The sequence below is a fragment of the Pseudomonas sp. P8_229 genome, assembly GCF_034008635.1.
Classification (GTDB): Bacteria; Pseudomonadota; Gammaproteobacteria; order Pseudomonadales; family Pseudomonadaceae; genus Aquipseudomonas.
In genome coordinates, this window is the sequence record NZ_CP125378.1 from 3519874 (window position 1) to 3545792 (window position 25919).

At 61.2% G+C, this 25919-nt stretch carries 22 protein-coding genes and 1 riboswitch; of the genes, 14 read left to right on the plus strand and 8 right to left on the minus strand.

All coding sequences use genetic code 11. The features are described 5' to 3' along the window. The first annotated feature begins 1 nt into the window (after position 1). The 3 genes from QMK55_RS15915 to QMK55_RS15925 are packed head-to-tail and all read left to right on the plus strand — an operon-like array spanning position 2 to position 3506. On the plus strand, positions 2-1438 hold the full coding sequence (locus tag QMK55_RS15915; RefSeq protein WP_102355635.1) for a PIG-L deacetylase family protein: 1437 nt from the start codon (positions 2-4) through the stop codon (positions 1436-1438). After that, on the plus strand, positions 1435-2589 hold the full coding sequence (locus tag QMK55_RS15920; RefSeq protein ID WP_025110200.1) for a glycosyltransferase family 4 protein: 1155 nt from the start codon (positions 1435-1437) through the stop codon (positions 2587-2589). Before QMK55_RS15915 ends, QMK55_RS15920 begins: the two co-directional genes overlap by 4 nt. Positions 2590-2603: 14 nt before the next feature. Beyond that, positions 2604-3506 (plus strand): glycosyltransferase, encoded by a 903-nt coding sequence (locus tag QMK55_RS15925; RefSeq protein ID WP_102355634.1) that lies wholly within the window; start codon positions 2604-2606, stop codon positions 3504-3506. An 18-nt stretch (positions 3507-3524) separates the two neighbouring features. Here QMK55_RS15925 and QMK55_RS15930 read toward each other — a convergent pair whose 3' ends face one another. Both QMK55_RS15930 and QMK55_RS15935 read right to left on the minus strand, forming a co-directional pair. Beyond that, positions 3525-4742 (minus strand): acyltransferase family protein, encoded by a 1218-nt coding sequence (locus QMK55_RS15930; protein ID WP_102355556.1) that lies wholly within the window; start codon positions 4740-4742, stop codon positions 3525-3527. Then, positions 4742-6604: a bifunctional O-antigen ligase/aminoglycoside phosphotransferase family protein gene (locus QMK55_RS15935; RefSeq protein ID WP_102355555.1), complete on the minus strand. Its 1863-nt coding sequence runs from the start codon at positions 6602-6604 to the stop codon at positions 4742-4744. Before QMK55_RS15935 ends, QMK55_RS15930 begins: the two co-directional genes overlap by 1 nt. A gap of 153 nt (positions 6605-6757) precedes the next feature. Between QMK55_RS15935 and msbA the strand changes: the two genes are divergently transcribed. The 4 genes from msbA (at position 6758) to hldE (ending at position 11626) form a co-directional block, all read left to right on the plus strand. Continuing rightward, positions 6758-8560: a lipid A export permease/ATP-binding protein MsbA gene (gene msbA / locus QMK55_RS15940; RefSeq protein WP_102355554.1), complete on the plus strand. Its 1803-nt coding sequence runs from the start codon at positions 6758-6760 to the stop codon at positions 8558-8560. A 233-nt stretch (positions 8561-8793) separates the two neighbouring features. Next, the gene (locus QMK55_RS15945) at positions 8794-9498 is read left to right on the plus strand and encodes a sulfotransferase family 2 domain-containing protein (RefSeq protein ID WP_102355553.1); all 705 of its coding nucleotides are present in this window, start codon (positions 8794-8796) and stop codon (positions 9496-9498) included. Continuing rightward, entirely contained in the window at positions 9491-10102 is a 612-nt protein-coding gene (gene cysC / locus QMK55_RS15950) for an adenylyl-sulfate kinase (protein WP_102355552.1), read from the plus strand. Before QMK55_RS15945 ends, cysC begins: the two co-directional genes overlap by 8 nt. 102 nt (positions 10103-10204) lie before the next feature. Next, positions 10205-11626 carry a bifunctional D-glycero-beta-D-manno-heptose-7-phosphate kinase/D-glycero-beta-D-manno-heptose 1-phosphate adenylyltransferase HldE gene (hldE, locus tag QMK55_RS15955; protein WP_047600743.1) on the plus strand — a complete coding sequence of 474 codons (1422 nt, stop codon included), beginning with the start codon at positions 10205-10207 and terminating at the stop codon, positions 11624-11626. 90 nt (positions 11627-11716) lie between these two features. Here hldE and QMK55_RS15960 read toward each other — a convergent pair whose 3' ends face one another. From QMK55_RS15960 to QMK55_RS15975, 4 genes are all read right to left on the minus strand, one after another. Further along, the gene (locus QMK55_RS15960) at positions 11717-12685 is read right to left on the minus strand and encodes a metal ABC transporter ATPase (RefSeq protein WP_102355550.1); all 969 of its coding nucleotides are present in this window, start codon (positions 12683-12685) and stop codon (positions 11717-11719) included. Between the two features lie 31 nt (positions 12686-12716). Further along, the gene (locus tag QMK55_RS15965) at positions 12717-13529 is read right to left on the minus strand and encodes an aldo/keto reductase (RefSeq protein WP_320329539.1); all 813 of its coding nucleotides are present in this window, start codon (positions 13527-13529) and stop codon (positions 12717-12719) included. Continuing rightward, positions 13526-14701: an NAD(P)/FAD-dependent oxidoreductase gene (locus QMK55_RS15970; RefSeq protein ID WP_102355548.1), complete on the minus strand. Its 1176-nt coding sequence runs from the start codon at positions 14699-14701 to the stop codon at positions 13526-13528. Before QMK55_RS15970 ends, QMK55_RS15965 begins: the two co-directional genes overlap by 4 nt. A 198-nt stretch (positions 14702-14899) precedes the next feature. Beyond that, positions 14900-15232: a DMT family transporter gene (locus QMK55_RS15975; protein WP_102355547.1), complete on the minus strand. Its 333-nt coding sequence runs from the start codon at positions 15230-15232 to the stop codon at positions 14900-14902. A 103-nt stretch (positions 15233-15335) separates the two neighbouring features. Here QMK55_RS15975 and QMK55_RS15980 point away from each other — a divergent pair, with 103 nt between their 5' ends. Together QMK55_RS15980 and waaA are read left to right on the plus strand one after the other, a co-directional pair. Next, positions 15336-16238, plus strand: coding sequence for a LysR family transcriptional regulator (locus QMK55_RS15980; RefSeq protein WP_102355633.1), 903 nt, complete (start codon positions 15336-15338; stop codon positions 16236-16238). Positions 16239-16249: 11 nt separating this feature from the next. Continuing rightward, positions 16250-17524, plus strand: coding sequence for a lipid IV(A) 3-deoxy-D-manno-octulosonic acid transferase (gene waaA / locus QMK55_RS15985; protein WP_320329540.1), 1275 nt, complete (start codon positions 16250-16252; stop codon positions 17522-17524). Between the two features lie 185 nt (positions 17525-17709). On the opposite strand, the gene QMK55_RS15990 is transcribed toward waaA, so the two are convergent. After that, positions 17710-19143, minus strand: coding sequence for a TolC family outer membrane protein (locus QMK55_RS15990; RefSeq protein WP_102355545.1), 1434 nt, complete (start codon positions 19141-19143; stop codon positions 17710-17712). 206 nt (positions 19144-19349) lie between these two features. Then, a riboswitch (TPP riboswitch) is annotated at positions 19350-19455 on the plus strand. A gap of 145 nt (positions 19456-19600) precedes the next feature. Between QMK55_RS15990 and thiC the strand changes: the two genes are divergently transcribed. Both thiC and cytX read left to right on the plus strand, forming a co-directional pair. Then, a complete protein-coding gene (gene thiC, locus QMK55_RS15995) occupies positions 19601-21493 on the plus strand; it encodes a phosphomethylpyrimidine synthase ThiC (protein WP_102355544.1) in 1893 nt (630 codons plus the stop codon). Between the two features lie 160 nt (positions 21494-21653). Then, positions 21654-22946, plus strand: coding sequence for a putative hydroxymethylpyrimidine transporter CytX (gene cytX, locus QMK55_RS16000; protein WP_102355543.1), 1293 nt, complete (start codon positions 21654-21656; stop codon positions 22944-22946). Here cytX and QMK55_RS16005 read toward each other — a convergent pair. Continuing rightward, positions 22915-23661 (minus strand): RsiV family protein, encoded by a 747-nt coding sequence (locus QMK55_RS16005; RefSeq protein ID WP_102355542.1) that lies wholly within the window; start codon positions 23659-23661, stop codon positions 22915-22917. The genes cytX and QMK55_RS16005 overlap by 32 nt on opposite strands. Positions 23662-23889: 228 nt before the next feature. On the opposite strand from QMK55_RS16005, the gene QMK55_RS16010 reads away from it, so the two are divergent. The 3 genes from QMK55_RS16010 to cpdA all read left to right on the plus strand — a co-directional run bounded on the left by QMK55_RS16010 (position 23890) and on the right by cpdA (position 25865). Next, positions 23890-24507, plus strand: coding sequence for an NUDIX domain-containing protein (locus QMK55_RS16010; RefSeq protein ID WP_102355541.1), 618 nt, complete (start codon positions 23890-23892; stop codon positions 24505-24507). Then, positions 24498-24950 carry a DUF1249 domain-containing protein gene (locus QMK55_RS16015; RefSeq protein ID WP_007967395.1) on the plus strand — a complete coding sequence of 151 codons (453 nt, stop codon included), beginning with the start codon at positions 24498-24500 and terminating at the stop codon, positions 24948-24950. Before QMK55_RS16010 ends, QMK55_RS16015 begins: the two co-directional genes overlap by 10 nt. A 99-nt stretch (positions 24951-25049) precedes the next feature. After that, positions 25050-25865 (plus strand): 3',5'-cyclic-AMP phosphodiesterase, encoded by an 816-nt coding sequence (gene cpdA, locus QMK55_RS16020; RefSeq protein WP_102355540.1) that lies wholly within the window; start codon positions 25050-25052, stop codon positions 25863-25865. The last annotated feature ends 54 nt before the right edge of the window (positions 25866-25919 follow it).

The following is a 25919-nucleotide window of genomic DNA, read 5'->3' on the forward strand; positions in this document are numbered from 1 at the left end:
CATGAGCCGCAAACAGCAACTGCTCAAGCGTCATCGTCGCAATAAACGCATCACCTTGCTGATCGCCTTGATCGTGTTGATCACGCTCGGTGTGCTGGTCGCGTGGTGGTTGCCGCTGGTGCTTGCGGTGCTCGGCTGGATCGCCCACGAGGCGTGGTTTGCCGATCATCTGTTCTATTCGCCGAAAGACGATTACCAGTACAGCTTTCCACCATTCACTCCGCAGCCGAAGGTTCATCTGAACGGCGAGCGATTGCGCCTGGACGAGGGCGTGATGCTGGTGGACGAGGCCACGCTGATTCTCGCGGTGCGGGTCAAAAGCAGCTGGCTCGGACGCTTCTTCGATCCGCGCGTCGAACTGCTCGGCGGAACGAATCCGGATGCGCAAAGCTTCGAGCGCGGCGCCAATGGCGTGCGTTACCTGAACCTCAGCGGTCAGGCGCAAGCCCTGTCGCAAGGCCAGTTGCGTCTGCGCGGACGGTTCTGCCGGGTGGCCGGCGAGCCGGTGCTGTGGGCGCTGGAACAACCGGACTACCGTCGTCAACGGGTGATGGTGATTGCACCGCATGCCGACGATGCCGAGCTGGCAGCCTACGGCTTGTACAGTCAGGCCGACGAAACCTGGATCGTCACCCTGACCGCTGGCGAGATCGAAGCCGAACATTATCAGCAGATGGGCATGAACAAAGTCGAGGCGGCGCGGCTCAAGGGTCGCCTGCGTGCCTGGGACAGCCTCGCCGTGCCGCGTTGGGCCGGCGTGCCGCAGGAAAACTGCGTGCAGCTCGGTTATTTCTGCCTGCAACTGGCAGCGATGCAGGTTGCGCCGAATCAGGCGGTGGGTTCGCGGGAAGCTGACCTGAACGACACGCGACTGTTTCGCCAGTTGAATCCGTTCACCCTGCCGGGCGACACCGATGGCGCGCCGACCTGGAACAATCTGCTGGCCGACCTGCGTGAAGTGCTGCTGCGCGCGCGCCCGGACGTGATCGTATTGCCGCATCCTACCCTCGATCCGCACCCTGATCATATCTGCGCCCAGCAAGCGGTCTTGCAGGCCTTGCACGGTCTGGACTGGCAGCCGACGCTGCTCGGTTACGCCAACCATTTGCACGACAACGACCGCTGGCCGATGGGCAACACCGGGCAGGGCATTGCCCTGCCGCCGGCCTTCGAATCGACCGTGGCGATGCAGCCGCTGTGCCTGCCACTGTCCATTGAACAGCAGCGAGACAAGGCCATGGCGCTGGGCATGATGCATGACCTGCAGCCACCGGCCCCGTTCAAGCGCCGCCTGCGCCGAGTGATTCAGCGCCTGCTGGCCGGTCGGGCACCCTCGGTGTATGGGGAAAACGAGTTTTTTCGAAAAGCGGTCAGACGCCAGGAATTGTTCTGGTTATTGAAGCACGGTGAACCGGGCGATCAGCGGGGAGAGTCATGAGTCAACGGTCCAAGGTGTTGCAGCTGCAACCCGACTACAACGTCAAAGCCCATGATTTCGCCGACCTGGCCGAGCAGATCGTCAAGGCGTTGCCGTCGGATCGCTATGAAGTCACCGCCGCGTTCCTGCGTGGCAAACCGGGGCCGGGCGAGCCGGTCAGTCGGGCCGACCGTTCGGTGTATTTCGAGTTTTCCGACAAGTCGCTCAAGGGCATGCGCCTGCGGGCGATGTGGCAGCTGTACAAGTTCTGCCGCCGGGAAAAGTTCGACGTGGTGATCTGCAACCGTTTCAAGCCGGTGAACATGATGCTCGCGCTCAACCGCTGGTTGAAGGTGCCGCTGTGCATCGGCATCTCCCACGGTTTCGGCGAATACGATCGTTTTTACCGGCGCCGCCAGACCCAGCGCCTGATTGATCGGCACTGGCGTTTCGTCGGCGTGTCGCCGGCGGTCAAACAGTACCTGCTGGACTGCGATTGCGGTTTTACTGACCAAAACACCTACGCCATTACCAATGCCATCGACATCGAGCAGGCCGAAGGTTTGCAGCACAGCCGCGAAAAAGCTCGTGAGCTATTGGGCATCGACCCGAATGTGCGTTTGATTGGCGCACTGGGCCGACTGGTGTCGGTCAAGGGCCACACCTATCTGTTGCAGGCTTTTGCCGCGCTGAAAGACAAATACCCGAACACGCAGTTGGCGATCATCGGCGCCGGGCGCCTGCAAGCGCCACTGGCGGCGGAGATCGAGCAACTGGGCCTGAGCGGCCGCGCGCACCTGCTGGGGTTCAAGGAGAACGCCCTGCAGTACGTGCGTGCGTTCGACATCTGGACCATGCCGTCGCTGGCCGAAGGCCTGGGGCTGGCGTTGCTCGAAGGCATGAGCGGTCACCTGCCGGTGATCGCCTCGAACGTGCCCGCCATGTTGCCGCTGATCGAAGGTGCCGGCGGGCTGGCAATTACGCCGAAGGATGTGCCGAGTCTGGTCGCGGCGCTGGATAACTATCTGGCGCTGTCCGATGACGAACTCAAGGCCAAGGGCGAGCAGGCCTACCGTTATCTACAGGAACAACACGACATCGAGGTGTTCCGTCAGGAATATCTGGACCTGATCGATTCAGGCCTGGAGCAGGCTCGCAAGGAGCAGCCGTGAGCGAAGAAAAAGCCATGAGCGAAGAGAACGCCGCGAGCGAAGCAAACGCCCTCGTCACCGTCATTATCGCCTCGTACAACCACGGCCCGTACATTGAGGAAAGCATCCTCAGCGTCCTCAACCAGAGCTACAAGAACATTGAGCTGCTGGTGGTCGATGACGGTTCGAAGGACGACAGCGTCGAGCGCATCAATGCGTTGCAGGCGCAGTATGGTTTCGATTTTCGTGTGCAGCAGAATCAGGGGCTGACCAACACCCTCAACGGTGCCATCGCCCGCTCGAAGGGCAGCCTGATCGTGCCGTTCGGCTCCGACGACATCATGTATCCGGAGCGTATTGCCACCCAGGTGGCGTACATGGATGGCAAGCCTGAAGTCGGGATCTGTGCCGGCAACATCGAGTTGATGCACGCCGACGGCAGCCTTTACCCGGAGAAGCGTCAGCGTCGCGACGTGCCGTTCCGCCGCCTCGATTTCGATGACATGTTCCTTGAGCGCAAGCCCTATCCACCGGCACCGACCCTGATGATCCGTCGCGAGGCGCTGGAGAAGGTGGGAGGATTCGATCCGACTATCCGTCTTGAAGACCTGTACATCGAACTGAAGGTGACCCGCGCCGGTTACTTCATCGACGGTCTGAACGTGGTGATGGCACGCTACCGCAAGCACGCCACCAACTCGTACAAGAACCATCGCTTCATGATCGAGAACATTCTGCGCACCTATGCGCTGTTCAGCGATCACCCGTTGTACGACGAAGTGCGCTTCAAGGCGCTGAACTCGATGTTCCTCAAGACCGCCAACCGCAATCGCAAGCTGGCGCGCGAGCTGCTGGCACAGATCCCGTTCAAGGCCTGGAACAAGAAAACCTGGCGCGGATTGGGGCGTTTGCTCTTTTCTCCGCTGGAAAAGGACTGAGGCGACGGTCGCCCGCACTCAGCGAGCGACTTTCTCCGGAAGATGCTTTTCGCCCTTCTGGCGCTGGCGCAACCAGTGCACAACCTTCTTGCCGGCAGCCATGCCCGGTTGCTCGATATAGAGGAAGGTCGCGCTGCTGATCAGAATCAGCAAACACGTGCAGACGGCCACCAAGGGCAGGTACACCGACGTTTCCCGCGCATCGATATTCAGCAGCAGCGGTAACCGTTGAACCATCAGCCACAGGACGAAACCGTGCAGCAGGTAGGTGCTGTAGCTGATCTCGCCGAGCCAGCGAATGCTGCGCGGTTTCAGCACACCGAACAGATTATTGCCGGACGCCACGATCACGAAAAACAGCGACAGCAATAACAGCGGTGCCGTCTTGAACGCCCGACTGAACGCAGTGAACGCAATCACCAGCGCGAGCACGGCGATGATGCCTGCCAGGCGCGACTGACTCCATGCCACGAGCGCCGGCCGGCGAATCCAGTACGCGGCCGCGATACCGCCGAGAAAACTCGCCAGAAAGTGCTTCTTCAGCGAATGCTCCCAGCCGATGAACTGGTACAGCGCGTAGATGCCGAGCAGGCACAGCACCACTTGCAACCAACTGCCGCGGTAGATGAACACCAGCCCGGCCAGTGGCAGGGCCAGGTAGAAAAACACTTCATAGGCCAGCGTCCACGTGACGTTGGAGATCAGCATGCCGGAGTGACGGTACTGGTTGATGTCCGGCCGGTCGAACGTCAGCCAGGCGAGAATCTGCTTGAACAGCTCAAGGCCAGGCTCTTTCAGTTGCCAGTTCTGCAAGTGGAAGACCGAAACGAACACCAGCAGCATCAGCGGCAGGTACAGCGGATACAGGCGAAATACCCGTGAGACGCCGAAGGCCAGCCAGTCGTGGTTGCGTCCCTGGGCGAGCAGGCGGCTCCAGAACAGAAACCCGGTGATCATGAAGAACAGCGCAACGCTGCCCTGGCCCAGCATCGAATAGAAGTTGCTCGGGGGGAAGTCGATCACTCCGGTGCGCAAGAAGATCCAGGTAATGATCGAGTGGTGCACGAATACGCCAAACGCCAGATAGCCGCGCAGGCCGTCGATGCTGGCATAGCGGCTTTCGCCGGAATGCTGCAGGTGCCGAGCGATTTTCGGCACCGCGCGCAACAGCAGGGCAGAGGTGACGATGGCCAGCAGATAGGCGGCCAGCGCAAATACAGGATTGGTTTCGGTCATCAGTGAACTCGGGCCGGTGTGTTGCCGGCCAGCACTTGCCTGTGCAGATTTTCAACCGCGGATTTAGACGCCGTCATGGCGTACCCCTGGAGCAACGCATCGAGGTGATCCTCGAACAGCCAGCGTTTGTCGACAGTGTAACGTTGCATATGACGCAAATTGCGTTGGCGCAAAGAAAGACTGAGCGGGGTAGGGTAGATACGCAGGTCGGCCAGATCAATCAGCCCGAATTCGCCATCTTCCAGTACCAGTACGTTGCCCAGGTGCAGCGAGCGGAAATACACACCTTTCTCGTGCAATTGCGCCATGAATTTGCCAAAGCGCTCTACCAGCGCCTGGCGCACTGCCGGGGCCGTGATGCTTTGCAGCACCTGGCGCAGGGTGTGCCCCGGCAAGGGTGCGTAGTGCACCGCGCTGCTGCCGTCGTCGAGACGGTACAGATTCAAGACTTGCGGTGTGGGAATGCCCTTCTGGCGCAGTTGTTCGCTGTTGACCGCGAAGCGTTCGGAGTAAGGATTGAAACTGCCGGAGGTGTACCAGCGGCGACGGCGGAACAATTTGAGGAAGCTGCCGTCGGACAGGCGCAGCACTTTCGGGCCAAGGCCATCTTCTTCAATGATCTGGGCTGCGCTGCTCAATTGCTCAAGGCCTGTCGCCGTGAGTTTTTGCACCGGCAGGGTCAACAGGCGCCGCGCGCGTTGATTGATGCATAGCGCCGCGATCAGTGCCAGCGGGATCCACAGCAGGAACCAGTGCTCCTTGGGCCGCGAAATGATTCCGCCGCCTTCGGTCAGCCCGGCACCGATACCGAATACCAGCCAGGTCGAGGCAATGATCAGCAGTGGCTGCACACGCTGGCGCCAACTGCTCAGCAGCCCCCACCCGAGGAAAAACAACCAGGGCAGCAGGCCGATGATGCCGACGTAAAACAGGACACCCAGGACAAAGCTGTGCGGCTCCTGGAAGCTGACACCGTTACCTGGGTCGACGGCAAGACTGGCGCTGTAGCCATGGCCGATCCACGGATGATCAGCAATCATGTGCAGCACTTTCTGCCAGATTTCCAGGCGGTAGGAATCGCCGCGCTCGGTGATCATCTGCGCAAACAGACCAAGAACGGCCGCGCCGCTCAGGGCCAGCGCGATCAGCAGCCCGACCGAGCGTCGGTTCCAGCAGATGAAGCACAGCCACAGCGCCGCCATGGTCAGTGCCACCAGCGGCGTTCTGGAGCCGGTGCCGATCACCGCCATGAACATGATGGCCATTGCCGGTACGCTGAGCCACATCATCTGGCGGCGTTTGCAGGTCATGGTCACGCTCAGCCAGTAGGCACTGAAGAACCCGAACAGGTGCGAACTGAGCAGCGGATTGTCGAAGGCGCCACCGCCGATCAGGCGCATCCCCGGTTCGTAGACCCGGGCGAACATGAGCAGGAAAATGGTCGTGGCGATCAGGGCCACCAGTGCCGCGCCGAACAGCAACGGTTGGAGGATATCGCTGCGATAGCGCACCAGCAGGTAGCAGCCGGCGAACAGCAGCAGGGTATGCAGTGGCGGCTTCAGCATTCCACCGAAGGGCTCGCCTCCAGGTCCCCAGGCGAGGCTGAGCAGGGCCCACGCCGCGAACAGCAGGACCGCGAGGAAAATCGGCTCGCGCAACAGTTCCTTGAGTTCACGCGGGCGCAGGCACAGCGCGATCAGTGTCGGAATGCTGAAGAGTCCATAAAACAGCTTGTGATGCAGGCTTCGGCCCGGCAAAAAGAACAGCGCGCACAGGAGCAAGAAATAGCCGGTGGGAAGAATCCACAGGCTAATGAAATCGAAAATTCGATTGGACGTACTGCTGAAGCCGCGAAGTTGCATGCTGTGAGATTCAATCCTGAAGTTGATCGACCATTCGGATGATGGCTATTTGATGCGGAAAAGGTGCTTAACAATACCAGCCTTTCGCCGATTGCCAGAACCCTGAAGAAGCTGTGCTAAAGTCAGCGTCCTTTTTATCGACTTTCGCGTGATATGACCGACTCCAGTCCAGCCGCAAGCCCTTCGAGCTTGAAAATCTACTTCCGCCTGCTCGGCTATGTCCGGCCGTACATCAGTCTGTTTCTGATCAGCATCGTCGGTTTTCTGATTTTCGCCTCGACGCAGCCGATGCTCGGCTACATCCTCAAGTACTTTGTCGATGGCCTGTCCAACCCTGAAGCGGTGCTGTTCCCCTCCGTTCCGTACCTGCGTGACCTGCAACTGCTGCAGGCCGTACCGCTGCTGATCATCCTGATCGCCGCATGGCAGGGGCTGGGTTCCTATCTGGGCAACTACTTCCTGGCCAAGGTTTCCCTGGGACTGGTGCATGATTTGCGTGTGCAGTTGTTCAATAACCTGCTGGTCCTGCCCAACCGCTATTTCGACAAGCATAACTCCGGTCACCTGATTTCGCGTATCACCTTCAACGTGACCATGGTCACGGGGGCGGCAACAGATGCGATCAAGGTCGTAATCCGTGAAGGGATGACGGTGATCTTCCTGTTCGCGTCGCTGTTGTTCATGAACTGGAAGCTGACGCTGGTGATGGTAGCGATCCTGCCGCTCATCGCCGTGATGGTGCGCACGGCGAGCAAGAAATTCCGCAAGCAGAGCAAGAAGATCCAGCTGGCGATGGGCGACGTCACGCATGTGGCCTCGGAAACCATCCAGGGCTATCGCGTGGTACGCAGCTTCGGCGGCGAAGCTTACGAAGAACAACGCTTCCTCAACGCCAGCCAGAGCAACACCGACAAGCAACTGCGCATGACCCGCACCGGTGCGATCTATACGCCGATGCTGCAACTGGTGATCTACACCGCCATGGCCGTGCTGATGTTCCTGGTGCTGTTTCTGCGCGGTGACGCCTCGGCGGGTGACATGGTCGCCTACATCACGCTGGCGGGCCTGCTGCCCAAGCCGATCCGCCAACTGTCCGAAGTCAGCTCGACCATTCAGAAAGGCGTGGCCGGCGCCGAGAGCATCTTCGAGCAACTGGACGTCGAGCCGGAAGTCGACACCGGTACGGTCGAGCGCGACGCGGTGAGCGGTCGTCTGGATGTGCGCAACCTGAGCTTCACCTACCCGGGCACCGAACGTCAGGTGCTCGACGACATCAGCTTCTCGGTCCAGCCGGGGCAGATGGTGGCGCTGGTAGGGCGTTCGGGCAGCGGCAAGTCGACGCTGGCCAACCTGATTCCGCGTTTCTATCACCACGACAAGGGCGAAATCCTCATCGACGATGTGGAAGTCGAACAGTACAAACTGCTCAACCTGCGTCGTCACATCGCCCAGGTGACTCAGCACGTGACCCTGTTCAGCGACACCGTGGCCAACAACATCGCTTATGGCGATCTGGCCGGTGCACCGCGTGAGGACATCGAGAAAGCGGCGCGTGATGCCTATGCAATGGATTTTATTGCGCAACTGCCTGAAGGCCTGGACACCCAGGTCGGCGAAAACGGCGTGTTGCTGTCCGGTGGCCAGCGCCAGCGCCTGGCGATTGCCCGTGCACTGCTCAAGAATGCGCCGCTGCTGATTCTCGACGAAGCCACCTCGGCGCTCGATACCGAATCCGAGCGGCACATTCAGGCGGCACTGGATCAGGTGATGAAGGGCCGCACCACGCTGGTGATTGCCCACCGTCTGTCGACGATCGAGAAGGCCGATCTGATTCTGGTCATGGATCAGGGACGAATTGTCGAGCGCGGTACCCATGATCAGTTGCTGGCACAGAACGGCTACTACGCACGTCTCAATGCCATGGGCCTCGATGCCCCGGCCGAAGACATCGCCTGATTCCAGGCCTTACCCTGTGGGAGCGAGCCTGCTCGCGAAAGCGGTGCAACAGACGACATCCATGTCGAATGAGCACACGCCATCGCGAGCAGGCTCGCTCCCACAGTCGTTTGTATCCAGACCTTTACCCTTCTTGACCAAACCGGAATAAATCCGGGCACCGCGCTTGTTAAGGTTCCTCAACGAACTCTGACTTTCATCGAGGGGGCCATCCCCGTCGCGCGGGTGCTTTCATGCTGCAACGCTATCTCTGGAAACTGCTGCCCAAGCCGCAGCGGGCCTTTCTGTTGGGGCGCCTGTCGGTGGTCGATCGCCAGGTGGTGAACAAATCGATGTCGGCCAACCTGACGTTTCCCCAAGCCTTCCAGCAGCATTCCTGCCTGTTCATCCACGTCCCCAAATGCGCCGGCAGCAGCATTTGCACGGCGATGTTTGACGGCTGGCGCCCCGGGCATTTGCCGCTGTACTGGTACGAAGAGCAATTTCCCGAACAGTTCGCGAAGGCTTTCAAGTTCGCTTTTGTCCGCGACCCGCTGGAGCGCGCCTATTCGGCCTATGCCTTTCTGCGTGGCAACGCGTTGAGCACGCGTGACCACCCGGCGCAGCAGATGGTGCGCAAATACCGCGATTTCGACGACTTTGTCACCCGCTGGCTGCACCCGGAAACCATTGCCCGGCAATTGCACTTCGCGCCACAGACTGACTTTCTCGTTGATTCGCTCGGGCACCTGGCACTGGATTTTGTCGGTTACCAGGAGCACCTGGCGCGCGATTTTGCTCTGGTCTGCGAGCAGTTGGGGCTGAACAGTCAGTTGCCTCACGTCAACAGCTCGCGGGAGCGGCAATCGATGCCTGCGCGTGAGTTCTGTTGCGTACGCACCCGGCGCCTGGTGCGTCGGGTTTATCAGCGTGACTACGAGTTGCTCGGTTATGAATGAGTTCTTGTCACAGGCGGTACAGCCGCTCGCGATTCGGCCTTATGGTCTGGCACTCTCGCATCAGGCCCGGGCAGCGCTCAAGGCGCAGCGTCCATGCTGCCTGTGGCTGACCGGATTCTCCGGTGCCGGCAAGTCGACCCTGGCCAATGCCCTCGAGCTGCACCTGCATGCGTTCGGTCGGCACACTTTTCTGCTCGATGGCGACAACGTGCGCAACGGTCTGTGCCGTGACTTGGGCATGAGTGATGCCTGTCGCCGGGAAAACACCCGGCGCATGGCGGAGGTGGCGCGGCTGATGGTCGACGCCGGGTTGATTGTGATCGTTGCGGCCATCTCGCCGTTCCGCGCCGAACGCGACGCCGCGCGTGGGCTGTTTGCGCAGGATGCGTTCATTGAGGTGCATGTCAGCACCTCGCTGGAAGTCTGTGCCCGCCGCGATCCAAAAGGTCTGTATCAGGCCGTACGGGAAGGACGGATCAAGCACTTCACGGGGGTGGACAGTCCTTACGAACCGCCGCTGACAGCCGAGTGGCAGATCGATACCGAGGACCTCGACTTGTCCGAAGCCTGCCAGCAGTTGGCGGCGTTGGTGCTCAAAAAATAAGCAAAATACCGAGCTGTTTCATCCTGTTGCAGGCGGCACTCAAGCCTGCGCCAACCCTGTGTTAATATCGCGCCCCTGTTCATTTTGTATGTGGGTTGCTCCATGAAGTTGTCCATGCCGCGATTCGATCAAGCCCCAGTCTTGGTGGTCGGCGATGTCATGCTCGACCGTTACTGGCATGGTGGAACCTCACGGATTTCCCCTGAGGCACCGGTTCCGGTCGTAAAAGTCGAGCAAATCGAAGACCGCCCGGGCGGTGCTGCCAACGTTGCCTTGAACATTGCCGCGCTGGGTGCGCCGGCGTCGCTGGTCGGTGTGACCGGTGATGACGAAGCCGCCGACAGCCTGAGCAACAGTCTCAAGGGCGCGGGCGTGCGCGCGCTGTTCCAGCGCATTGCGCATCAACCGACCATCGTCAAGCTGCGGGTCATGAGCCGGCACCAGCAATTGCTGCGTATCGACTTCGAAGAACCGTTTGCCACCGATGCACTGGCCCTGGCCTCGCAGGTCGACGATCTGCTGGAAGGTATCAAGGTGCTGGTGCTGTCCGACTACGGCAAAGGCGCGTTGAAAAACCATCAGGCCTTGATTCAGGCCGCCCGGGCCAAAGGCATTCCGGTGCTGGCCGACCCCAAGGGCAAGGATTTTTCGATCTACCGTGGCGCCAGCCTGATCACGCCGAACCTCAGCGAGTTCGAAGCCATCGTCGGCGGTTGCGCCGATGAGCACGAGCTGGTGAGCAAGGGCGCCACCCTGATGCACGACCTCGAACTCGGCGCGCTGCTGGTGACTCGTGGCGAACACGGCATGACTCTGCTGCGTCCGGAGCATCCGGCGCTGCACCTGCCGGCCCGTGCCCGTGAAGTGTTCGACGTGACCGGTGCTGGTGATACGGTGATCTCCACGCTGGCGGCGGCGATCGCCGCCGGTGAAGAACTGCCGCACGCCGTCGCGCTGGCCAACCTCGCAGCCGGTATTGTGGTCGGCAAGCTCGGTACCGCTGCAATCAGCGCGCCGGAACTGCGCCGCGCGATCCAGCGTGAAGAAGGCTCGGAACGTGGTGTTCTGGGTCTCGAGCAACTGGTACTGGCGGTCGCTGATGCCCGCGCGCATAACGAGCGCATCGTCTTCACCAACGGCTGCTTCGACATTCTGCATGCCGGTCACGTGACCTATCTTGAGCAGGCGCGTGCCCAGGGCGACCGTCTGATCGTGGCGATCAACGATGACGCCTCCGTCAGCCGCCTGAAAGGCCCGGGACGTCCGATCAACAGTGTCGACCGACGCATGGCGGTCCTCGCTGGTCTCGGTGCGGTGGACTGGGTGATCAGCTTCCCGGAAGGCACCCCGGAAAACCTGCTGCGCGAGGTCAAGCCGGACGTGCTGGTCAAGGGCGGTGATTACGGCATCGACCAGGTGGTCGGCGCGGACATCGTCAAGGCGTACGGCGGCACGGTGAAAGTGCTGGGGCTGGTGGAAAACAGCTCGACAACGGCGATTGTCGAAAAAATCCGCGGTCACTGATTCAAGCTGAAAAGATCGCAGCCTGCGGCAGCGCCTACAGGGAAATGTATTCCACTGCAGGCGCTGCCGCAGGCTGCGATTTTTTGCGTTTCAGGAACTGACTTTCTTGCGCGGTACGATCTTCTTCAGCAGTTGCTTGGCCTTGCCACGCAACCGCGCCAGTCCAGTGGGTTTCTCCGGTGGCGTCAGGCCTTGTTGGCGCAACCAGTCCTTCCAGCGAATCCGCTCCTCGCGCACCAGCCAGCCATCCTGTTTGGCAAAGCTTTCAGCCAGATACAGACCGCGCGTGCCTGCCGGAGACAGCTGGCCTTTTTTCAAGGTGTAGAGTTCGGCCAGCGGCTCGCCGTCCTGCAACGGCATCAGGTACAGGTCCGGGCGTTTGCGGTCCAGACGTGCGACCAGTTGATCACCTTCCAGCCGCTCATCGACATGAAACAGGCTCAGGGATTTGGCTTCCTTGGGCACGTCCAGGCGCAGGTCATAGATCAGTTGCAGCGACGCGGTGGGCAAATGCACATAGGCCCTTGGACGCTCCAATAATTGCAGATTGGCACAGCGCACCGGCCGCGCCGAGCCGGACAGCGGCGTCAGGCGAAACGGCAGGGCCTCGCGATAATGCAGCGCGGACGAGTAGGGCGCCGGTAGCCAGGTGTCGTTGAAGCGTCCGCCGAGCCAGCCTTCCGGGGTTTCCAGCAGGCACTCTTCGGCAATCTCCTGAATCGCGGTGTGCAGCGGGATATTCAGCTCATGGGCCGGCACGTAACCGGAAATCAGCTTGAGCACCACGTCACCGCGATCCTGGCGGCGTTGGCGTACCAACACCCAGTAGTCGCGATTCTGCCAATGCAGGGTCAGGCGCACCGAGACTCCGAGGTTGGCCAGCTCCAGCGCGAAACGCTCGGCATCCGCCACGCTCACTGGTTTGCGCCGCTGCAAGGTCTGGGCGAAGTTCAGCGGCATGCCGACGCTCTGATAGGTCAGGCCTTCGGGCGTGGCTTCGACGAACAGCGGCAGGGTCTTGAAGTTGCTCGGGTTCTTTCTGATGAGCGTGCGCGGCATGTCGGCTCCTGCTTAAGGCCGCGGGGCGGCGTCAGTGACCACGAAGGACCTGGGCAACGGTCGCAACGTTATGGGCGAGGTGCAGCGGATTGATCGTCCCGACAATAGCACTGGCAACGCCGGGTTGTTGGAACAACAACTCGAAGCTGGCGCGCACCGGGTCCACGCCGGGACTCAGGCACACATGGCCGCTGGCCAGGGCCTTTTTCACCAGGATGGCTTTGCCGTGGGCAGCAGCATAGTCAATGACTGCCTTCTCGTTCTGTTCGTTCAGATTGTAGGTGACCATCGCGCAGTCACCTTGCTTCAGCGCCTTGAGCCCGCCTTCGACGGTTTTGCCGGAGAAGCCGAAGCCACGAATCTTGCCCTCGGCCTTGAGCGTGGCGAGGGTGGCGTAGACCTCCTCCTGCTCAAGGATCACCAGGTCGTTGCCGTCGGAGTGCACCAGCACCAGGTCAATAAAGTCGGTTTCAAGACGTTGCAGGCTGCGCTCGACCGACATCCGCGTATGCGCGGCGCTGAAGTCATGGTGCGACAGGCCGTCGGCAAACTCTTCGCCGACCTTGCTGACGATCACCCAGTCCTGACGCTGGCCGCGCAGCAGCGGGCCGAGGCGTTCTTCGCTGCGGCCATAGGCCGGGGCGGTGTCGATCAGGTTGATGCCCAGTTGTTGCGCCTGTTTGAGCAGCATGCGTGCTGCGTCATCGTCAGGGATCTGAAACCCGTTGGGGTATTTCACACCCTGGTCGCGGCCGAGCTTGACCGTGCCCAGGCCCAGCGGAGAAACCAGCAGGCCAGTGCTGCCCAGCGGGCGATGCAGTTCGTGCAGGGTCGCTACGCTCATGGCAACAGTTGCTCCCAGGCCGGTACGCCCATCGGTGGTTTCGGCAGCGCCGGCAATGGCTCGGCAGCTTGCGGCTGGATGCCGTCGCGTTCCAGCGAGGCGATGACCCGGTCGGCGAAGTCTGGCGCCAGTGCGAGTTTGGTTGGCCAGCCGACCAGCAGGCGTCCCTGTTCGGCGAGGAAAGCGTTGTCCGGGCGAGTCAGCCCGGTTTGCAGCGGTTCGGCGCGATCGACACGCAAGGTCGCCCACTGCGTAGTGCTGAGGTCGATCCACGGCAACAACTGCGCGATTTCTTTTTGCGCCGTGGCAATCTGCTCGGCCGGCTCGCGGTGCACACCTTCGCTTTCGGCGATGTCGCCGCCCATGTACCAGACCCAGTTGCCATCAGCGGCCGGGTGAGTGGTCACGGTGATGCGCGGTTTGGTGCCGCCGCCCAGGCAGTGAGCATACAGCGGCTTCAGGCCCGGGCCTTTGGCGATGATCATGTGCAGCGGGCGACGTTGCATGGCGGGTTGGGTCAGGCCCAGGTCCTCCAGCAATTGGGCGGTACCGGCCCCGGCACTGAGGACGATGCGCTGAGCACGAATTTCGCGGCCGTCGACTTTCAGGCCGACCAGCACGCCCGCTTCCAGCAGTGGCTCGATGGTTTGTCCGGCGAGCAAACCGTCACCGGCCAGATCGGCCAGGCGCTGGATCAGACTCGGCACATCGACCACCAGTTCGGCGAGGCGATAGACCTTGCCCTTGAAGCGCTTGTCTTGCAGCGCTGGCGGCAGTTGATCGCCCGTGACCTGATCGACGCGGCCGCGCACGGCTTTGCTGGCGAAGAAACTGGTGAGGTTGCCGGCCAGAGTGCCTGGCGACCACAGGTAATGCGCTTCGGACAACAGGCGCACGCCGGACAGGTCCAGTTCGCCGTTGCCGGCCAGCGCCTCACGCCAGCGGCGCGGCATGTCGGCGATCGCTTCCGAAGCGCCGGTCAGCGCGCCGTGCAAGGCGTATTTGGCGCCACCGTGAATGATGCCCTGGGACTTCACACTTTGCCCACCGCCGAGGCTGGCGCTTTCCACCAGCACGGTCGAAAAACCCTGACCGCGCAGGCGCGCGTTCAGCCAGAGGCCGGCGACACCAGCGCCGACAATCAGAACGTCGGTGGAAATAACGGATGGCATGCAACGACCTCAGTGTTCAAGACGAGGGCGCAGTATACAGACTCGGGAAAAGAGGGGATTTGTCGATGATCAACAGGGACGCCGCGAACCTGTAGGAGTGAGCCTGCTCGCGATAGCGGTGTATCAGCCGACATCAATGTTGATGACAGACAGTTATCGCGAGCAGGCTCACTCCTACAAGGGGAATGTGCTTTGCCGTTAGTGCCCGGCGGTCTTGGAGAACAGCTGAATCACCACCACACCCAGCACGATCAGCGCCATGCCGAGCATCGCCGGCAGATCCAGCTTCTGCCCATAAATGAACAGCGCCGCGACGCTGACCATCACGATGCCCATGCCTGCCCACACGGCGTAGGCGACGCCCACCGGAACGGTGCGCACCACCAGCGTCAGCATCCAGAAAGCGATCCCGTAACCGACGATGACCAGGATCAGCGGCAGCGGGGTGCTCAAGCCTTTGACCGCTTTCATCGAAACGGTGGCAATCACTTCGGCGCAGATGGCGATAGCCAGGTAGGCGTAAGCGTTCATGTGTAAATCCTCATGTAAAACGTTGCATTGCTGAGGCGGCATTCTAGTGATTCGCCAGATGGGGTAAAGTCATTACCTATCTGATTTTAAGATGGGTCAAGCCATGAATACCCAGTGGAATCTGGAACAACTGCGCGCCTTCGTCAGCGTCGCCGAGCAACGCTCGTTTTCCGCCGTGGCCCGCCAGCAGCGCAAGGCGCAGTCGGCGATCAGCAGTGCAATTGCCATGCTGGAAGATGATCTGGGCGTCAGCCTGTTCGAGCGTAGCAGTGGACGGCAACCCAGGCTCACCGAAGCCGGGGAAGCGCTGCTCGAAGAAGCCCGGGAAGTGTTACGTCAATGCGAGCGCCTGAACGGCCGGGCGATGGCGATGATGCGCGGCCAGGAAGCGCAGTTGCGCGTGGCTCAGGACGAAGCGATGCCATATCAGGCATTGGTGGAAAGCTTCGACGCTCTGGCCGAGCAATTTCCCAGCCTCGAAGTGCAACTGACCAGCGCCGCTCAGGGCGAAGTCGCGCGCAAACTGGTCGAGCGCCGCGCCGATCTGGGCCTGCTGTTCTATCACGATGAAATCCCTGAAGCGTTGGAACGCCGGGTATTGGGCCGGGTGGAAATGGTCACCGTCTGCGGGATCAATCATCCGCTGGCGACCCAGTCTTACGTCACCTGCCAGCAGATGGCGCAACACCGGCAGCTGTTGATGTCGACGCAAACCAGCGTCTATCCCGGCAACGAGCCAGCCAGCCCGCAGGTGTGGCGTGCCGACAGTTTCTACGTGATGGCCGAATGGCTGGTGCGTGATCTTGGTTGGGCGTGGCTGCCCCGGCACGTGGTGCAGTACTCGGCTTACCAGGGCCTGATGGTTGAGCTGGAGAGCGAATGGACACCGCCAGCGCTGGTGGTGGAACTGGTCTGGCGCCGGGATGAGCCATTAGGGCCTGCCGCGCGCTGGCTGGCTGAACGTTTTGCCGTGCACTTGCGGGCGATTGGCGACAAAAGTCGATAAACTCCGCCGCCATGAATAGAACTCTCTACACCGTGCTGTTTTACCTGGGGCTGCCATTGGTGGCGATTCGGCTGTGGCTGCGCTCGCGCAAGGCCCCGGCGTATGCCAAGCGGATTGGAGAGCGCTTCTCCTACGGCATGCCGTCACTGCAACCCGGTGGGATCTGGGTGCACGCGGTGTCAGTGGGCGAAAGCATCGCCGCCGCGCCGATGATCCGTGCCTTGCTGCAACGTTATCCACAGCTGCCGATCACCGTGACCTGCATGACCCCGACCGGTTCGGAGCGGATTCAGGCGCTGTTCGCCCACGAGCCGCGCATCCAGCATTGCTATCTGCCGTACGACTTGCCGTGTGCTGCGGCGCGCTTCCTTGATCGGGCACGGCCGAAACTGGCAGTGATCATGGAAACCGAGCTGTGGCCCAACCACATTCATCAGTGCGCCAGACGCGGGATCCCGGTGGCGCTGGCCAACGGCCGATTGTCCGAACGTTCGGCTCGGGGTTATGGCCGCTTCAGCAAGCTGACCGCGCCGATGCTCGCCGAAATGAGTTTGTTCGCGGTGCAGACCGAAGCCGAAGCCCAGCGCTTCCGCGATCTGGGCGCACGCCCGGAGACGGTCGAGGTCACCGGTTCGATCAAGTTCGACCTGACCATCGACCCGCAACTGCTGCAGCGCGCCAGTGAGTTGCGCGGCCAATGGCAGGCGCTGGAACGACCGGTGTGGATCGCCGCCAGCACCCACGAGGGTGAGGACGAAGTGGTGCTCAACGCCCATCGTCGGCTGCTGGCGAACTACCCGAACGCGCTACTGATTCTGGTCCCGCGGCATCCTGAGCGTTTCAACTCGGTGTTTGAACTGTGCCAGCGCGAAGGCTTTGCCATGGTGCGCCGTTCGACCGGCGCCAGCGTCGAGACGGATACCTCGGTGTTGCTCGGCGACACCATGGGTGAGTTGCTGTTTCTCTATGCCCTGGCCGACAGTGCTTTCGTTGGCGGTAGCCTGGTGCCGAATGGCGGACATAACCTGCTGGAACCTGCGGCACTGGCAAAACCGGTGATCTGTGGCCCGCACCTGTTCAACTTCCTCGACATCGCCGCGCAGTTGCGCGAAGCCGGTGCGTTGGCGCAAGTGGATGATGCCGAAGGGCTGGCGGTGGAAGTGCAGCGACTGTTCGAATTGCCGCGTGATGCGCAGCGCATGGCCGAGGCCGGGCTGGCGGTGATGCGCCGCAATCAGGGCGCGTTGCAGCGTTTGCTGGATGGACTGGGCCGGCTGGTTCGCTAAGGCATACGGAACTGTCTGAACAGAGGAGATCTCTGTGGCGAGGGGATTTATCCCCGATCGGCTGCGCAGCAGTCGTAAGCCCTGCTTGCCCTATCTGACTGAATCAACCCGGTGAATGGTTTTGGGGCTGCTACGCAACCCGTCGTGGATAAATCCCCTCGCCACAGGGGATTTATCCAGAGTGTTTACGGTCGCGCCTTGAGCTGCGCTTCCGCTGCCTGGGCCAGATCCGGCGGCAGGAAATCCTTGTCCGGGTTGTAGTCGGCTTTCAGATAACGCCGCAGATCTTCCAGGTCCCCCGGATTCAACGTCCCCGCTGCCTGCTTCAAACGCAGGTTGTCGAGAATGTAGTCATAGCGGGTGTTGTTGTAGTTGCGCACCGAGGTGTACAGCTGGCGCTGGGCGTCGAGCACGTCGACGATATTGCGCGTACCCACCTGGTAACCGATTTCTGTGGCTTCCACTGCGCTCTGGTTGGAGATGATTGACTGGCGGCGCGCCTGCACCTGCTCGACATCGGTGTTCACCGCGCGGTGCAGGTTGCGGGTGTTTTCCACGATCTGCCGGCGCAGCGATTCGCGCTGTTGCTCGCTCTGATCGAGTTGCGCGTAGGACTGGCGCACTTGCGAGCTGGTCAGTCCGCCGCTGTAGATCGGGATGCTCAGTTGCAGGCCCACCGTACTCTGCTCGACGTTGCCACTGTACGGGGTACCGAACGCGTTCGGGTTGGCGAAACCGAGGGCGTCGTTGTCACCTTTTTCGTATTTGGCCACGGCGTCGAGGGTCGGCAAGTGGCCGGCCTTGCGCTGCTTCAGGGTCTGTTCGGCAGAGCTGACGGCAAAGTTGCTCGCCAGCAGATTGAGGTTCTGTCTGGCGGCGGTGTCGACCCAGGCCTTGGCGTCATTCGGCGTTGGCGGCAGGATCGGCAGTGTGTGCACGATGCCCTGAATCGAGTTGTACTGACGGTTGGTCAGGGTGATCAGCGCTTCGAAGGCATCGTCGACCTGACGCTGGGCAACGATCCGGTTGGCGCGCGCGGTGTCGTAACTGGCTTGCGATTGCAGCACGTCGGTCTTGTCCGACAGGCCCACGTCGAAGCGTTCGTTGGACTGGTCGAGCTGACGCTTGAACGCGGCCTCTTCGGCCTTGGTCGACGCGAGGTTGTCCTGGCTGCGCAGCACGTTGAAGTAGTCTTGCGCCGATTGCAGGATCAGGTTCTGTTCGGTGGCCGAAAGTTGCAGCGCGGCTTGCTCGTTGACGTCCTTGGCGGCCTGGTACTGGAACCAGCGATCGGCGCGAAACAGCGGCTGGGCGAGGGTCGCCTGATAGGAATGCGCGCTGCGATTGGCGATGGCCGAAGGCTGGTCGATGGAGGTGCGCACGTTGGCTGTTTCGGCACCGCCGGACAGGTTCGGCAGCAGCCCGGCACGGGCCTGTGGCACGACCTCTTTCTGCGCACCGTACTGGGCGCGGGCGGCGGCCAGATCGGCGTTGTTGTCGACGGCTTCCTGATAGACGCTGACCAGATCGGTCTTGGTCGACAAGGGCGCTTCTGCTGCCCAGGCCATTGCGGTGGACGCACAAGACACGGCCACAGCCAGTGAAAGTTTGCGCAGCATGAGGCGATCCCTAGCATTAATATTATGGAAATAATCTTCGCGCCAAGGCTACGGCGCGTCCCGTTTAGCGTCAAGGCGTTACGGGGCAAAGCGAGTGTAGTTGCGCATTCGCATCGCAACAATCCGTCTCGCCTCTGTATTTGCGCCATTCATCATGGTGGCTGCTGCGGTGTTGGCGTTCTTTGCCGGTTGTGTCTAGACTGGCCGGGTTCTTGTCGGGGTGCCTTGCTATGAGGCTGAGATCGAATAATTTCGGATCCCGTTGAACCTGATCAGGTTAGCGCCTGCGTAGGGAACAAGATTTCTCGTCACCCGGCGAGTCCTCTTGTGCTTCGTCCGGGATATTGTTCGACAATCGAACGCTCGACGACGATGCACAGCACCAGTCCTGGTGCGTCCGTGCCTTTCAGGTTCTGCTCCGACAATCCATGCCTGGATGCTGTCTGGAGAGCCCGTGATGACGACTACAAAATCAAAAAACGCGATCAACCTGAGTGACTCGGCCAAGGTCGACGAGCAATCGGTCAAGCCGTTCACCCGTTCGCAAAAAGTCTACGTTCAGGGCTCGCGCCCGGACATCCGCGTGCCGATGCGCGAAATCACCCTGGACGTGACCCCGACCGACTTCGGCGGCGAAATCAACGCGCCGGTCACCGTGTATGACACCTCGGGCCCGTACACCGATCCGAACGTGGTGATCGATGTGCGCAAAGGCCTGGGCGATGTGCGTTCGGCGTGGATCGACGACCGTGGCGACACCGAGCGCCTGCCAGGTTTGAGTTCGAACTTTGGCCAGGAACGCCTCGCCGACCCGGAACTGACCAAGCTGCGCTTTGCCCACGTCAACAACCCGCGCCGCGCCAAGGCCGGGGCCAACGTCAGCCAGATGCACTACGCGCGCAAAGGCATCATCACCGCCGAGATGGAATACGTCGCCATCCGCGAAAACATGAAGCTGCAAGAGGCCCGCGCTGCCGGCCTGTTGGACCAGCAGCACGCCGGCCACAGCTTCGGCGCGAGCATCCCGAAAGAAATCACCGCTGAATTCGTCCGCGAAGAAATCGCCCGTGGTCGCGCGATCATCCCGGCCAACATCAACCACGTTGAACTGGAACCGATGATCATCGGCCGTAACTTCCTGGTGAAGATCAACGGCAATATCGGTAACAGCGCGCTGGGTTCGTCCATCGAAGAAGAGGTGGCGAAACTGACCTGGGGCATTCGCTGGGGTTCGGACACCGTGATGGATTTGTCCACCGGCAAACACATTCACGAAACCCGCGAGTGGATCATCCGCAACTCGCCGGTGCCGATCGGTACTGTGCCGATCTATCAGGCCCTGGAAAAAGTTAACGGCGTCGCCGAAGACCTGACCTGGGAGCTGTTCCGCGACACGCTGATCGAGCAGGCCGAGCAGGGCGTCGACTACTTCACCATTCACGCCGGCGTACTGCTGCGCTACGTGCCGCTGACCGCCAAACGCGTGACCGGTATCGTTTCCCGTGGTGGTTCGATCATGGCCAAGTGGTGCCTGGCGCACCACAAAGAGAACTTCCTCTACACCCACTTCGACGAAATCTGCGAAATCATGAAGGCCTACGACGTCAGCTTCTCGCTGGGCGACGGCCTGCGTCCGGGCTCGATTGCCGACGCCAACGACGAAGCGCAATTCGGCGAACTGGAAACCCTCGGCGAGCTGACCAAGATCGCCTGGAAGCACGACGTGCAGTGCATGATCGAAGGCCCGGGCCACGTGCCGATGCAGTTGATCAAAGAGAACATGGACAAGCAGCTGGAGTGCTGCGACGAGGCGCCGTTCTACACCCTCGGCCCGCTGACCACTGACATCGCACCGGGCTACGACCACATCACTTCCGGTATTGGTGCGGCGATGATCGGCTGGTTCGGTTGCGCAATGCTCTGCTACGTGACGCCGAAGGAACACTTGGGGCTGCCGAACAAGGATGACGTGAAAACCGGGATCATCACCTACAAGATCGCTGCTCACGCAGCGGACCTTGCGAAGGGCCATCCGGGCGCGCAGATTCGTGACAACGCCTTGAGCAAGGCGCGTTTCGAATTCCGTTGGGAGGACCAGTTCAACCTTGGTCTCGATCCGGACACCGCGCGTTCGTATCACGATGAAACCCTGCCGAAGGACTCGGCCAAGGTCGCGCACTTCTGTTCGATGTGCGGGCCGAAATTCTGCTCGATGAAGATCACCCAGGAAGTCCGCGAGTACGCGGCCAACCAGCGGATCGACGCGGTCGACGTGGACGTCGCCCAAGGCCTGGCGGAACAAGCCGAGCGGTTCAAGAAGGAAGGCAGTCAGCTTTACAAAAAAGTCTGATCCGGTTCTCACTGATCGTTCCCACGCTCCGCGTGGGAATGCAGCCCGTGACGCTCCGCGTCACTAGACGCGGAGCGTCCCTAGAGGCATTCCCACGCAGAGCGTGGGAACGATCACAACGATCACTACACAACAAAAATGTCCCTCTGAGATAACACCCTTGAGCATTCAACCCGGCACCTATTCTCCCGACCTCGCCGTACCCGCCGACAAGCGTGTATTCGGCGGTCGCGATCTGTTTTCCCTGTGGTTTTCCCTTGGCATCGGCTTGATGGTTCTGCAGACCGGCGCATTGCTGGCGCCAGGTCTGGGCCTGTCGGGTTCGTTGCTGGCGATTTTTCTCGGCACGCTGGTGGGCGTTCTGCTGTTGGCCGCCGTTGGCGTGATTGGCAGCGACACCGGCCTGTCATCAATGGCGGCCCTCAAGCTGAGCCTGGGCAGCAAAGGCGCGAGCCTGCCGGCGCTGCTCAATTTGCTGCAACTGATCGGTTGGGGCTCGTTCGAAATCATCGTCATGCGCGACGCCGCCAGCCTGCTCGGTACCCGCGCGTTCAGCGAAGGTTCGCTATGGGCCAGTCCGATGCTGTGGACCTTGTGTTTCGGTGCACTGGCGACTTTGCTCGCGGTCAGCGGGCCGCTGACGTTCGTGCGCAAGATCCTGCGCAAATGGGGCATCTGGCTGATTCTGGCCGCGTGCATCTGGCTGACCTGGAACCTGTTCGCCAAGGCTGATCTGGCTGCACTGTGGGCGCGCACAGGTGACGGTTCGATGCCGTTCGCCGTGGGTTTTGACATTGCCATCGCGATGCCGCTGTCGTGGTTGCCGCTGATTGCCGACTACTCGCGATTCGGCAAGCGCGCGAAGAATGTCTTCGGTGGCACGGCCATTGGTTTCTTCATCGGCAATTTCTGGCTGATGAGCCTCGGCGTGGCCTACACCCTGGCGTTCGCCCCGAGCGGTGAAGTCAACGCGCTGCTGTTGGCCTTGGCCGGTGCCGGCCTGGGGATTCCGCTGTTGCTGATTCTGTTGGATGAGTCGGAAAACGCTTTCGCCGACATTCATTCGGCAGCGGTGTCGAGCGCGATTCTGTTGCGCTTGAAGGTCGAGCATCTGGCCTTGGCCATCGGCGTGATCTGCACCCTGATCGCGTTGTTGGCGCCACTGGCGCAGTACCAGAACTTCCTGCTGTTGATCGGTTCGGTGTTCGCGCCGCTGTTCGGCGTGGTGCTGGTGGATCACTTCATCCTGCGCAAACGCAGCGCTCAGGTGGCCTCAGCCGCATTGCGCTGGCCGGCGCTGCTGGCGTGGCTGGGCGGGATCAGCACCTACCACTTGCTGGCGAATCTGTATCCGGACATCGGCGCGACCCTGCCGGCACTGGTGCTGGCAGGGCTGTTGCAACTGGTGCTCGGTCGAGCCTTCAGTTACGGCCCGGAAACAGCTCGGGTTTGATGATGCCGTTCAGACGCGGGTAAGGAATCTTCAGTTCGACGTGGCCCAGCGCGTAAGGCGCGAGGGTGCTCACGTCGTACTTGAGGATCACGCCGCCGTAGGTCAGCGCCACGTTCGGGGTTTTCACGAACGGCCAGTTCTTCACGAAGTCGGCTTCCTGATCAAGCTTGGTGCTGATCAGCCAGCTGTTGTGCGCGACTTGCGCAGCCTTCCAGAACGCCTCTTCCTGACCCGGCAGCAACATATCCGACAGGTTCAGCACTTTATGCTGCTGGCGCGAATAGTTGATGAAGCCACGACCGGGGGTGCCGTGGGCGCCGCCGGTATCGAGGTAGCTCGACAGCTCGATGATCACCAAGCCGTCATGCTGCTCGCGTACCTTGGCCTGCAAATAGCTGCTGTTGCGCGGGCCGGCCGTTTGCAGGAACTGTTCACGATAAGCCGCCAGCGTCGGTGCCACCGGCGCATTCGCCTCGGTGCGGGTCATTTGCAGCAGGCGTTTTTCGATAATGCCGTCCAGCGCAGGTTCGGCCGCGAAGTGCACGGTATCGATATTCACCAGCGGACAGTCAGGGTTGGAACAGCCGGGTTTCAGGGTTTCCGACGCGTCGCGGGTGGTTTCCAGCGGCGCACGGTAGTTGGGTTGGAACAGGTTGGCGCAGGCGCCCAGGGTCAGGGCGATGGCGGCCACGGAGGCAATTTTGAAAAGCGACATGGGCGTCCTTTCTGAAACAGGGGAAGGCAAAAAGTTATCCGCTTCGACTCTCGCCGAAGCAGTCAGTTCGCCACTAAGCTAATTAGAGTGGGTTTCGCCTCCACCGTCCATCCCGCTGACGGTAAAGGGGCTGCATCAATCATCAACGGCGCGTTAGGATGGCGCGAAGTCGAGGTTGCAAGTAACAAAACGGAACCTCGTATTGGATTTGCAGTAAAGAGGATGCTCATGACTGATTTTGCCAACGCCACTCCGGCCACCGTCGATGTCGTAAAGCGCGAGCGCTGCTACGAGGGCTTCTACAAGCTCGACCGTTTGCACTTGCGCCATGAACTGTTCGCCGGCGGCATGAGTCGCGAAATCAACCGCGAAGTCTTCGTGCGTCACGATGCCGTGTGCATGCTGCCCTACGATCCGCAGCGCGACGAAGTGGTGTTGATCGAGCAGTTTCGCGTCGGCGCCATGGGCAAGACCGACAACCCGTGGCTGGTAGAGCTGGTCGCCGGTCTGATCGACAAAGAAGAAGTGCCGGAAGAGGTTGCTCACCGCGAGGCGCAGGAGGAAGCTGGACTGGACATCAAGGCCCTGTGGCCGATGACCAAATATTTCCCGTCACCGGGTGGCAGCAACGAATTCGTGCATTTGTTTCTGGGGCGTTGCAGCACCGAAGGCGTAGGCGGCCTGCATGGGCTGGAGGAAGAAGCAGAAGATATCCGCGTCACGGTCTGGGCCTTCGAAGATGCCTTGCAGGCCGTCCGTGACGGACGCATTGCCAACGCGGCGAGCATCATCGCCTTGCAATGGCTGGCGCTCAACCGCGCCGAAGTGAGGGGGTTATGGTCGTAAACAAGCTGCGCGATCGTTATCGAGTTGACCTTGCGGGGCTGCAAGCCGCCTGCGAGGCCAACTACGCGCGCCTGATGCGACTGGTCCCGGACATGCGCAACGACCCGGAGGCGCGGCGCATTGCCGTGACCCAGGGCGAGCAGATGCTCGGCGTGCTGGCTCTCGAAGTGCTGCAGACCTGCCCATACACCACCACTTTGCAGGTGCGTCAGGAGCACAGCCTGCCGTGGCTGCCGGTGCCGCAACTGGAAGTGCAGGTCTATCACGACGCGCGCATGGCCGAGGTGATCAGCGCCGAGCATGCACGACGCTTTCGCGGCATCTATCCTTACCCGAACGCCGCGATGCATCAGCCGGATGAAAAGGCCCAGCTCAATCTGTTCCTGGGGGAATGGCTGAGCCATTGTCTGGCTTTGGGGCACGAGTACGAAGTCGTACGCTAGTTGTGAACTGCGTCCGGTTCGCCGGTTTCCCCTTTGCGTCTTCCCCCAGCATAATTGCGGCACTCAACCGATTCCGTGCTTTTGCCCTGGGAGAACGCCTTGCCGAGCGTATCCACATTGACCACCGCCGATCCGGCGTTGCTGGTGCAGCTATCCGACAGTCACCTGTTCGCCGAGGCGGACGGTACGCTGCTGGGCATGAACACCCGCGAGAGCCTGCAAAAGGTCATCGAACAGGTGCTCAGGCAGCAACCACGGATCGACTTGATTCTGGCCACGGGTGACCTTTCCCAGGATGGCACGCTGGAGTCGTATCAACAGTTTCGTGAAATGACGGCACAGATCGATGCGCCGGCGCGCTGGATTCCCGGCAATCACGATGAGCCGCAAATCATGGCTCAGGCCGCAGTGCAAAGTGCATTGCTGGAGTCAGTGGTCGATGTCGGCAACTGGCGCGTGACCTTGCTCGACTCGGCGGTGCCGGGCTCCGTGCCCGGTTATCTGCAGGACGATCAATTGCAGTTGCTCGCCCGTTCGCTGAGCGAGGCGCCGGAACGCCATCATCTGGTGTGTTTCCACCATCATCCGGTACCGGTGGGTTGTGCCTGGGCGGAGCCGATCGGCTTGCGCAATCCCGAAGCATTCTTCGACGTGCTGGACCGCTTCCCGCAGGCGCGCGCGGTGCTGTGGGGGCATGTGCATCAGGAAATTGACCGAGAGCGCAACGGCGTACGGCTGATGGCTTCGCCTTCGACCTGCATTCAGTTCGAGCCGAACAGTCACGACTTCAAGGTCGGCGAACAGGCCCCGGGGTATCGCTGGTTGCGGCTGTTGCCGGATGGACGGCTGGAGACTGGCGTCGAGCGAGTCACCGACTTCGAGTTCACCGTCGATTACGGCTCCAACGGTTATTGAAGACCGCGTTGCGGCCATCGCGAGCAGGCTCACTCCCAGGGGAATGCGATCAAC